Raw genomic sequence first — 11,378 nt, 5'->3', positions numbered from 1 at the left:
AAAAGTCGCCGCAATGCGGCGACTTCAAAAACAAGACATAGAAACCATTAATTCGCGGAAGGGGAAGCCGTTTGATTTTCCTGCATGAACTGCCTCAGGCTCAAAGGACGCATATCCGTCCAGTTCTTTTCAATATAGTCCAGACATTCCTGTTCCGCGCCGCTGACGCCAAGCGAGCGCCAGCCGGCGGGAATTTCGCGATATTCCGGCCATATCGAATATTGCTCCTCATGATTCATCACCACGATGTATTTGGTTTCGTTCATCGCGTCCTGTGTCATATCAACCTCCATGCCGTCGCTAGAAAATTAAGACTGTTCCAAACAAATAATTTATTCAACCAAAACATTGCTAATTGGAATTGTTTAAATCGGAGAATACCGACCCACAAAACCCGCCAAAGAATATACCGCACAAATTGAATATTTTTACAGACCTCGAAAAATAATCGAAATCAAATCGGGCGCGATAAACATGCAGCCCGATGGGCGACGACAACACATCACCTGGAAAGCCATTGAAATGAGCGTTAGCGATTGGAACGATAACGATCTGGACCTTCTCGACCATTTGCTGGAACAAGAGCTAGACGTCTTGCCCCCATCCCCCGCGCCCGTGGACGGCGGACGGATTCCGCGCGGCGACGCCGCCTCCGGCCCGCTGTCCTTTCAGCAGCAGCGGCTTTGGTTTCTGCACCAGCTCAGCGCCGGTGCCGCCGCCTACAATATCTGCTCCGCCTTCCGTCTCAGCGGCGCCTTGCAAGCGGACGCGCTATGCCAGGCTTTCGATTGCGTGGTGACGCGCCACGCCTCCCTGCGCACCGCCATCCGCGAAGTGGACGGCGTGGCAACGCAAATCCCGCAGCCCGCCGGCCGCGCCCTCATCGATCGCCTGGACTGGTCCGGCCTGCCGGCCGAAGAGGCCGCGTCCCGGCTGGAAGCGCTGGCGCGCCGCGAAAGCGCCCATGCCTTCGACCTGTCCTCCGGCCAGCCGCTGCGCATCGCGCTGCTGAAGCTGGCGGCGGACGAACACGCGGTGGTGTTGACCCTGCACCACATCGTCGGCGACGCTTGGTCCCTAGCGGTGCTGATGGACGAAGCCGCCAGCGCCTACGCCGCGCTCAGCCGCGGCCGCGCGCCGGATCTGCCGGAATTGCCCATCCAGTACCTGGACTACGCGCGCTGGCAGCACGCCTGCGGCCGACAAGACCGCTGGGACGCCGACCTCGCCTATTGGAAAACCCAGCTAGCCGGCCTGCCCACGCTGGAACTGCCCACCGACAAGCCCCGCCCGCCGGTGCAGGGCTTCGACGGCGCCACCGTAGGCTTCGCCGTGCCCGCCGATACCGCCGAGCGCCTGCGCCGGCTGGCGGCGGCCGAACGCACCACGCTGTTCTGCCTGCTGCTGTCCGCCTTCCAAGCGCTGCTGGCCCGCCACGCGCGTCAGGACGATCTGGCCATCGGCACCTCGCTGGCCGGACGCGAACGAGTGGAAACCGAGGCGCTGATCGGCTTCTTCGCCAATATGCTGGTGATCCGCGCCCGCATCGGCCCGGAAGACAGCTTCCGCCAGTTCGCCCGCCGGCAATCGGACACCATGCGCGACGCGGTGGAACACGCCGCCGTGCCCTACGACCAACTGGTCGGCGCGCTGGGGCAAGCCAGCCGCGATCCCAGCCGCAACCCGCTGTTCCAGGTCGCCTTCACCCTGCTCAACATCCCAGCGGCAATGCCGACGCTGGACGGGCTGCGGCTGACCCCGGTGCTGAGCCAGGAGGCCGCCCGCTTCGACCTTGAGTTGTTCATGCGCGAGACCGAGGACGGCCTGTCCGGCGCCTTCTCCTACAACACCGCGCTGTTCGAGCGGCTCTCCGTCGAGCGCCTCGCCGAACAACTGAGCCTGCTGCTGGACGCCGCCAGCCGTCAGCCGGACGCGCCGCTGGCCGCGCTGCCGCTGACCACGCCGCGGCAGGCCGCCGCCCTGCTGACCCTGCCGCTGCGCGCCGCCGCGCGCGATTGCGAACCGGTGCACCGCGCCTTCAGCCGCTTCGCCGCGCGGCAAGCCGACGCCGCGGCGCTGCGCTGCGACGGCCGAGAGCTCAGTTACGGCGAACTGGAACGGCTGTCGGACGCCGCCGCGCGGCGTCTGGCGGCCGCCGGCGTGCGGCCCGGCGATCCCGTCGGCCTGTGGCTGACGCCCTCGTTCGAAATGCTGATCGGCGTGCTGGCCGCGCTCAAGGCCGGCGCCGGCTATGTGCCGATGGACCCGGCCTATCCGGCCGACCGCATCCGCTACATTCTGGAAGACAGCGGCGCGCGCGCCGTGCTCAGCACCGAGGCGCTGGCGCCCTCGCTGCCGCCCTTCGCCGGTCCGCTGCTGACGCTGGACGCGGCGGAGCCCGCGCCGGCGGCGGCGCTGCCGGCCGGCGACGACCCGGACGGCCTGGCCTACATCATCTACACCTCCGGCTCCACCGGCCGGCCCAAGGGCGTGGCGGTCAGCCACCGCAACTGCGCCCGGCTGTTCTCCAGCAGCGCCGAGCTGTTCCAGTTCGGCCCGCGCGAAGTGTGGACGCTGTTCCACTCCTACGCCTTCGATTTCTCCGTGTGGGAAATCTGGGGCGCGCTGGCCCACGGCGGCGTCCTGCTGATTGTGCCGCCGCTGCTGGCCCGTTCCTCGGACGCCTTCTACCAGCTGCTGTGCGAGGAAAAAGTCACCGTACTGAACCAGACCCCGTCGGCCTTCCGCCAATTGATGGCTGCCGAGGAAGCGAACCCGCGCGAAGGCGATCTGGCGCTGCGCTACGTCGTCTTCGGCGGCGAGGCGCTGGACCTCAGCAGCCTGGAGCCCTGGCTGGACCGTCACGGCGACGACTACCCGCTGCTGATCAATATGTACGGCATCACCGAAACCACCGTGCACGTGACCTTCCGCCGCATCGGCCTGCCCGAAATCAAGCGCAAGCTGGGCAGCGTGATCGGCGCGGCGCTGCCCGACCTGTGCATCCGCCTGCTGGACGACGCCCTGCAGCCGGTGCCGCCGGGCATGGTGGGCGAAATCCACGTGGGCGGCGCCGGCGTGGCGCTGGGCTACGTCAATCAGCCGGAGCTGAGCGCCCAGCGCTTCATGCCGGACCCGCACCTGGACAGCGGCCTGCGCTTCTACCGCAGCGGCGATCTGGCGCGCGTCACCCCGCGCGGCGAGCTGGAATACCGCGGCCGCGCCGATCAACAGGTCAAGCTGCGCGGCTTCCGCATCGAAACCGCCGAAATCCAGGCCCTGCTCAGCCAGCACCCGGCGGTGGCGGAAGCCGCCGTGGTGGTGCGCGGCGACGGCGATCAGGCGCGGCTGGTCGCCTACGTCGCCAAGCGCAGCGGTCTGGACGCCGCCGCCAAGGACAAGGACAAGGGCTGGCTGCCCGCCTTCGACATGATCTACGAAGACGCGCCGGCCGAGGACGCCGACCTCGACCTGGTCGGCTGGACCGACTCCTACGACAACGCCCTGATTCCCGCCGCCCACATGCGGCGCTGGCGCGACGAGATCCTGAGCCGCATCCGCGCGCTGCGCCCGCGCCGGGTGCTGGAAATCGGCGTCGGCAGCGGCATGCTCTTGCTCGCCGTCGCCCCGGACAGCGAGCGCTACCACGGCCTGGACTTCTCCGCCCGCGCGCTGGAACGCCTGGGCCGCACCGTGGCCGCGCGCGGCCTGGGCCAGGTGAAGCTGGAGCGGCGCGAAGCCCGCGACCTGGCCGGCCTGCCGGACGACTTCGACACCGTGATCGTCAATTCCGTGGCGCAATACTTCCCCGACGCCGCCTACTTCCTGGACGTAGTGGACCAGGCGCTGGCGCGGCTGCGTCCGGGCGGCAAACTGCTGCTGGGCGACCTGCGCCACCTGGGCCTGCTGCGGCACTTCCAGGCCAGCCGCCTGCTGCACCGCCTGCCCGCCGTCGCCCGCCCGACGCGGGCGGAACTGCGCCGTCAACTGGACGCGCTGATCGCGGAAGAAAAGGAACTACTGGTGGACCCGGCGCTGTTCCGCCGGCTGGCGCGTCGCCGAGGCGACATCGCCGCGATCGAAATCCGCCTGAAAGAAGACGGCGGCGACTGCGAACTGACCACCTACCGCTACGACGTGGTGTTGAGCAAGGGCGCGCCGCGCGCCGCCGCCGCGCCGGCCGCCGACGCCTCGCGCTTGCGGCCCGGCCTGGCCAACCGCCGCGCCGCCGAGGTCAACCGCTTCCTCGCCTGGCTGGATCATGATCAGGCCAACAGCACGGCCGACGACGAAGCCGCCGACGGTCAGCCCTGGCGGGCGCAAGCGCTGCCTGACGCCACCGAGGCCGCCGAGCCGGCCGAACTGCTGGCCGAAGCCGCGGCCGACGGCCTGGCCGCGCGCCTCTGCTGGAGCGAAAACGCCGCCGACGGCCGATTCGACCTGGCGCTGGCCGCCACCGCCGACGCCTTGCCCGCGCTGCCGCTGGAGCGGCTAGACGGCAACGACGACGGCGAGCCCGCCGACTGCTTCAACACCCCGGCGCAAAGCCAGCCGCGCGACGCGCTGGGGCCGGAATTGCGCCGTCATCTCGCCGCGCGGCTGCCCGACTACATGCTGCCCGCCGCCTTCGTCACACTGGACAAGCTGCCGCTGACCCATAGCGGCAAACTGGATTGGCGCGCGCTGCCCGAACCCGGCCAGTCCGAACAAGGCGGCGTCGATGCCGGTGCGCCGCCGCGCAGCCGCGCCGAAAGCGAGGTGGCCCGCATCTGGGGCGAAGTGCTGGGCGCCGGCAGCCTGGGCCGCGAACAGAACTTCTTCGAAGCCGGCGGCCATTCGCTGCTGGCCACCCGGGTCATGTCCCGGCTGCGCGCCGAATTCGGCGTCGAACTGCCGCTGCGCACCTTGTTCGAACACCCGACGGTGGCCGAATTCGCCGTTGCCCTGGCGGAACGCGTTGAGCTGGAAGATCCGGTCGCGCCGGCGTCCGCGCCGGAGCGCCGCATCCCCCTGGCGGACCGCTCGCGGCCGCTGCCGTCCTCCTTTGCCCAGCAACGCTTCTGGTTCCTGGAGCGGCTGGACCAGAGCGAAAACGGCGTCTACAACATCGCCCAGGGCCTGCGCCTGCGCGGCCGCCTGAACCTCGCCGCGCTGCGCGCCGCGCTGGCCGGTGTGGTCCGCCGCCACGAGGCGCTTCGCACCCGTTTCGAACTGTGCGACGGCGAGCTGCGGCAAATCGTCGAAAACGGCGACGGGCCGGAACTGCAAGAACAGACGCTGCGCGTGGCCGCCGGCGAGAGCCTGGACGCGGCGCTGAATCGCGCCGCCGAAGCCTTCGCCCGGCCCAAATTCGACCTGGAGGCCGCGCCGCCGCTGCGCTTCGCCCTGCTGAGCATCGCGCCGGACGACGCCGCTTTGCTGATCGCGCTTCACCACTCCCTGTCCGACGGCTGGTCGCTGGGGGTGCTAGTGCGGGAGTTCGGCGAACTGTACGCCGCCGCGCTGGAGCAACGTCCGCCCCGCCTGCCCGCCCTGCCCATCCAATACGGCGACTTCGCCCAATGGCAACGCGACGCCCTGGCCGGCGAGCGCTTCGAACACATGCTGGCGCGCTGGAAAACGCGCCTGGCCGACGCCCCGTCGGAACTGGAGCTGCTGGGCGACCGGCCGCGCGGCATGGGCGCCGTCGGCCGCCCGCGCCGCGGGCGCTTCGTCCGCTTCGGCTTCTCGCCGGCGGAAACCCAGAGCCTGCGCCGGCTGGCCGAGCGCGCCGGCGGCACCCTGTTCATGGTGCTGCTGGCCGGCTACGCCGAACTGCTGTCTCGCTACAGCGGCCAGCGCGATCTGGTGATAGGCAGCCCCATCGCCAACCGCCAGCACGCGGACCTGGAAGGCCTGATCGGCTGCTTCGTCAATACCCTGGCGCTGCGCGTCGATCTGAGCGGCGCGCCCAGCGCGCTGCAATTGCTGGCGCGGGTGCGCGATGTGGTGCTGGAAGCCTACGAACTGCAAGACCTGCCCTTTGAAACCATCGTCGACGCGCTGCGGCTGGATCGCTCGCTGACGCGCAACCCGCTGTTCCAGACCATGCTGGTGCTGCAAAACGCGCCGCTGGACACGCTGCGCCTGCCGGGGCTGGAGCTGGAAACCCTGTCCAGCGACGACAGCTCCCCGCGCTTCGACCTGACCCTGACCCTGCACGAAGCCGACGGCGGCTTGCAGGCGATGCTGGAATACGACGTCGACCTGTTCGAGGAAGCCGGCGCGCGCCGCCTGGCCTCCCGCTTGCAACGCTTGCTGCTGGCCATGGCCGCGCAGCCGGAGCAAGCGCCGTCGCGCCTGGCGCTGCTGGACGCGGACGAAAGCCGGCTGCTGCGGGAACAAGACGGCGAAGCGGCGTCCGCGCCGGCCACCCTGCTGCCCCTGATAGAGGCCAGCGCCGCCGCCGCGCCGGAGGCGACGGCCTTGAGCGACGAGCGCCGCAGCCTGAGCTACGGCGAACTCAACCGCCGCGCCAATCAACTGGCGCGACGCCTGATCGCCCTCGGCGTCGGCCCGGAAGACATCGTCGCCATCGCGCTGCCGCGCTCCGCCGACACCGTGGTAGCCATGCTGGCCGCGCTGAAAGCCGGCGCCGCCTATCTGCCGCTGGACCTGGACTACCCGCCGGCCCGTCTCGCCTTCATGCTGCAAGACGCCGTCCCGCGCTGCGTGCTGACCCTGAGCGACGTCACGCTGCCGGACGGCGCGACGCGGCTGAACCTGGACGACCCGGCCCTGCAAGCGCAACTGGCCGCGCTGCCGGACGGCAACCCCGCCGACGCCGAGCGCGTCCGCCCGCTGCGGCCCGAGCACCCCGCCTACCTGATCTACACCTCAGGCTCCACCGGCGTCCCCAAGGGCGTGGCGATCCAGCACGGCAATCTCCACGCCTCCACCGCCGCCCGGCTCGCCTTCTATCCGGCGGAACTGTCGCGGCCGGGCACCGCCTTCCTGCTGCTGCCCTCCTTCTCCTTCGATAGCTCGGTGGCCCTGCTGTTCTGGTCGCTGGCCTGCGGCGGCCGGCTGATCGTCAGCCGCGCCGGTGGCCAGCTGGAGCCCGGCTACCTGGCCGGCCTGGTGGAGCGCGAGCGGGCCGAAGTCTGGCTCAGCCTGCCCTCGCTGTACCGGACCGTCGCCCAGGCCCAGCCCGCCGGCTGGGGCGGATCGCTGCGCGCGGTCCTGTTCGGCGGCGAAACGGTGTCGGCCGGCGATCTGATAGGCGAAGGCCGGCGCTTCTACAACGAATACGGCCCCACCGAGGCCACCGTCTGGGGCACCGCGACGGAAATCGCCGCGCGCGACGGCCAGCCCGTCGACATCGGCCGCGCCATCCCCGGCTACCGCGCCTACATCCTGGACGAGGCCTTGCAGCCGACGCCGCCGGGCCTGGCCGGCGAACTCTACCTCGCCGGCCCCGGCGTCGCCCGCGGCTATCTGCGCCGCCCGCGGCTCACCGCGGAGCGCTTCCTCCCCAACCCCTTCCGCCACGGCGAGCGGATCTACCGCACCGGCGACCGCGCGCGCTGGCTGGCGGACGGCCGCATCGAATACCTGGGCCGCGGCGACCAACAGCTGAAGCTGCGCGGCTACCGCATCGAAACCGGCGAGATCGAAGCCGCGCTCAGTTCCCAGCCCGGCATCGCCGCCGCCGCGGTGGCGCTGCACCACGCGCCGCCCGCCGCCCCGCGGCTGGTGGGCTATCTGGTGCCGACGGACGGCGAGGCGGACACCGCCGCGCTGCGCCGCGCGCTGGCGGAGCAATTGCCGGAATACATGATTCCCAGCGCCTGGGTCAGCCTGACGGCGCTGCCGCTGACGCCCAACGGCAAGCTGGACCGCCGCGCGCTGCCGGCGCCGGAACTGACCGCACGCGCCTACCGCGCGCCGAGCACCCCACTGGAAGAACAGCTGGCCGCGCTGTTCGCCGCCACGCTGGGCCTGCCGAACATAGGCGTGGACGATAGCTTCTTCGACATGGGAGGCCACTCGCTGCTCACGCTGCAACTGCTGTCCCGCGTCCGCGAGGAACTGGGCGTGGAGCTGCCGCTGGCCTCGCTGTTCACCTCCGGCACCGTCGCCGAGTTCGCCCGGCTGGTTCAGGAGGCCGGCCAAACCGCCGCGCCGTCGGTGCTGGTGCCGATCCGGACCGATGGCGACGAAGCCACCTTGCTGCTGGTGCACGACGGCTCCGGCCAGATCATCGGCTATCAGAAGCTGGTGGAGCGGCTGTCGCCGCGCTGGCGCGTCTACGGCCTGCAAGCGGCGGGGCTGGACCCGGCCGTCGCGTCCGACGACAGCGTGGCGGCCATGGCCGCGCGCTACGCCGCCGCCGTGCTGCAAGCCGGCTTGAACGGACCGTTGATCCTGGCCGGCCATTCCTTCGGCGCGGCGGTAGCGGCGGAACTGGCGCGGCGGCTGGTCGAGGCCGGCGCCGAAGTCAGCCTGCTGGCGGCGCTGGACGCGCCGCCGCGCCCGGACGCCGGCTTCCTGAGCGAGCTGCCCCAGGACGAAGCCGGGCTGCTGCATTACATGGCCCGCACCGTGGAAATCGCCACCGGCAAAACGCTGGCCGTCTCGGAGGACATGCTGCGGCCGCTAGACCGCGCCGGCCGCTTCGCGCTGCTCAGCCGGCAAGTACGGGCCTCCGGCCTGTTCCCCCAGGGCATGGACCCGCGCCGGGTGGAAGCCATGTTCGACGTCTACCGCGCCAACCTGCTCAGCCTGCGCGGCCATCAGCCGCAAACCGCGCCCTGCCCGGTGGCGGTGTGGATCACCGACGGCCTGGCCGCCGCCACGGCCGGACCGGCCGACCTGGGCTGGTCCGACTACGCCGCCGGCCCCGTCCAGGTGTTCCGCGCCGCCGGCGAACACGCCGACATGCTGCGCGAACCGCATGTGGCCGGGCTGGCGGACAGCCTGGAGCGCGCGATGCGAGAACGCCATGTCTAAGCCCATGTCCGCCGCCCCCGCCGCCCCGCCGTCCTCGCTCTGGCGCGACCGGCGCTTTCTCTGGCTCTCCGCCGCCTGGTTCTGCGCCATCCTGGGCCAGCAGACCGCGCTGATCGCCCTGCCCTGGCTGGTGCTGCAGCTGGGCGGCGACGGCCTCGCCCTCGGCCTGGTCGTCACCGCGATGGAGCTGCCGCGCGCGGTGTTCATCATCGTCGGCGGCGCGGTGGCGGACCGGTACTCGCCGCGGCGGGTGTTTCAGTGCTCGCTGCTGTGCTGCGCGGCGCTGCTGGCCCTGCTCGGCTACGCCGCCTACCGCGGCGGCCTGCCGCTGGCCTGGCTCTACCCCTTCGCCGCGGCGATGGGCGTGGTCGCCGCCTTCACCGGGCCGTCCGCCGCCGCGCTGCTGCCCAACACCGTGCCGGAAGAAAAGCTGCAACAGGCCAACTCCGTGTTCATGGCGGTCAACCAGCTCACCTTGCTGACCGGCCCCATGCTAGCCGGCGCGCTGATCGCCCTGCCCGGCGTCCGCGCCGGCGGCGGCCTGAGCCTCGCCTTCCTGCTGGGCGCCGCCTGCTTCCTGAGCGCCGGCCTGATGCTCAGCCGGCTGCGGCCCCGCGCCGCCGCCGCGCAAGCGCAATCGGCGCAATCCGCCGCCGGCATCCTGCGCGCCATCCGCCGCGGCGCCGCCTGGACCTGGGGCGACGCCACCCTGCGCGCGCTGTTCTTCTACTGGGCGGTAATCGCCTTCCTGACCGCCGGCCCCATCCAGATCGGCCTGCCGCTGCTGGTCAAAACCGCGATGGGCCTGGACGCCGGCCACTTCGGCACCCTGCTGTCCGCGCAAGGCGCCGGCAGCCTGCTGGGCATGGCCTTGCTCAGCCTGCTGCCGCTCAAGGCCCTGGGCAGGCTGGGATGGATGGTATTCTGCGCCGACGCCCTGATGGGCGCGCTGATCATCGGCCTGGGCCTGTCCCCCGCGTTTGCCGCCAGTTGCGCGATGATGTTCCTGATCGGCCTCTTCGGCGGCCTGGTGCAAGTCCGGCTGATGGCCTGGATCCAGGCCCGCATCCCGGCGGAAATGCGCGGCCGGGTGATGAGTTTTTTGATGTTCATGATGGCGGCGGTCACGCCCTTGTCCACCACGCTGGCCGGCGTGAGCCTGGCGTCCGCGCCGGTGCGCGCCTTGTTCGCCGGCGCCGGCCTGCTGCTGATCGGCGTCGCCGTGCTGGCGCTGTGCAGCCCCCGGCTGCGCGCCATCGGCGCGCCCGGCGGCTCCGGCCCGGCGGAGCCCCGCCCCACCCCTTCCCTGCAAACAGGAGACTGAATCGATGCACCCCTCACCCTGGCTCCAGCGCCAGCCCGCCAGCCAAGCGCCGCGGCTGCGCCTGTACTGCTTTCCCTACGCCGGCGGCCACGCCGGCGCCTATGCCGGCTGGCAAGGCCGGCTGCCTCCGGAAGTAGAAGTCTGTGCCGCGCAACTGCCCGGCCGCGCCGCCCGCTTCCGCGAAGCCGGTTTCAAGGCGCTGCCGCCGCTGGTGGACGCGCTGGCGCGGGAACTGCCGCTGGACGACGAACTGCCCTTCGCCTTCTTCGGCCACAGCATGGGCGGGCTGATCGCCTTTGAACTGGCGCGGCTGCTGCGCGCTCAGGGCAGGCCCCTGCCGCGGCGGCTGATCGTGTCCGGCTGCGACGCGCCGCAACACCGCCAGCCGCCGCGCATGCTGCACCGGATGGACGACGACGGCTTCATCGACGCGCTGCGCGACTACAACGGCACGCCCGCGGAAATCCTGGCCCACCGGGAAATGATGGATCTGCTGCTGCCCACCCTGCGCACCGATTTCGAACTGGTGGAAACCTATCGCTACCAGCCGGCCCCGCCGCTGGCCCTGCCCATCACCGTGCTGGCCGGGCGCGACGACCGTCAACGCCTGCCGGAACAAACCGAAGGCTGGCAGCGGGAAACCGCCGCGCCCGCGCGCGTCCACTGGTTCGACGGCGACCACTTCTTCATCGCCAGCGCCCGGGACGCCGTGCTCGCCCGCCTCAACAGCGAACTCGCCGAGACGCTGTCCAGCCCCGCCGCCGCCATGCCGGACCTTGCCTAAGACCCGCTAACAAAACCCCTGATCCTGCGTTGCGCCTCCTTGCCGTACTACTTGTACTGCCTGCGTCGGCGCGCCTTGGCTCAGGTTCTCTGCGAGGTTTTGTTAGCGGCTCTAAGAGCCTGTTCAAAGTCTTTTGAGTAAGAGCCCCAAGAAGGCCAGATGGATAAACTGTAAGCTGGTATTGAGTTTCCGCTCGCAGTTCTTCCACAGCCTTCTGCTCTTTTCCAACCAAGCGAAGCTGCGCTCAACAACCCAGCGTTTGGGCATCACCTTGAAGGT

General features: G+C 70.4%; 5 protein-coding genes. 3 read left to right on the top strand and 2 right to left on the bottom strand.

Annotated features, from left to right (window positions below; all coding sequences use genetic code 11):
• Window positions 1-47: 47 nt before the first annotated feature.
• Window positions 48-281, bottom strand: a complete 234-nt coding sequence (locus tag HA052_RS01555; protein WP_166450526.1) for an MbtH family protein — start codon at window positions 279-281, stop codon at window positions 48-50.
• 241 nt (window positions 282-522) lie between these two features.
• Here HA052_RS01555 and hmlG point away from each other — a divergent pair, with 241 nt between their 5' ends.
• Genes hmlG through HA052_RS01540 form a run of 3 tightly spaced genes read left to right on the top strand, consistent with a single transcriptional unit; the run spans window position 523 to window position 11,099 of the window.
• Window positions 523-8,991 carry a jagaricin-like haemolysin non-ribosomal peptide synthetase HmlG gene (gene hmlG / locus HA052_RS01550; protein WP_166450525.1) on the top strand — a complete coding sequence of 2,823 codons (8,469 nt, stop codon included), beginning with the start codon at window positions 523-525 and terminating at the stop codon, window positions 8,989-8,991.
• A complete protein-coding gene (gene hmlH, locus HA052_RS01545) occupies window positions 8,984-10,315 on the top strand; it encodes a jagaricin export MFS transporter HmlH (protein WP_166450524.1) in 1,332 nt (443 codons plus the stop codon). Before hmlG ends, hmlH begins: the two co-directional genes overlap by 8 nt.
• Before the next feature lie 4 nt (window positions 10,316-10,319).
• Window positions 10,320-11,099: a thioesterase II family protein gene (locus tag HA052_RS01540; protein ID WP_166450523.1), complete on the top strand. Its 780-nt coding sequence runs from the start codon at window positions 10,320-10,322 to the stop codon at window positions 11,097-11,099.
• Between the two features lie 123 nt (window positions 11,100-11,222).
• On the opposite strand, the gene HA052_RS01535 is transcribed toward HA052_RS01540, so the two are convergent.
• A partial coding sequence (locus HA052_RS01535) for a transposase (protein WP_166450522.1) occupies window positions 11,223-11,378 on the bottom strand: 156 nt, incomplete at its 5' end.

Origin of the sequence: Chromobacterium fluminis, assembly GCF_011602385.1 — a bacterium.
In the GTDB taxonomy this organism is placed as follows: domain Bacteria; phylum Pseudomonadota; class Gammaproteobacteria; order Burkholderiales; family Chromobacteriaceae; genus Chromobacterium; species Chromobacterium fluminis.
This window is presented reverse-complemented; position numbering and strand designations above follow the sequence as displayed.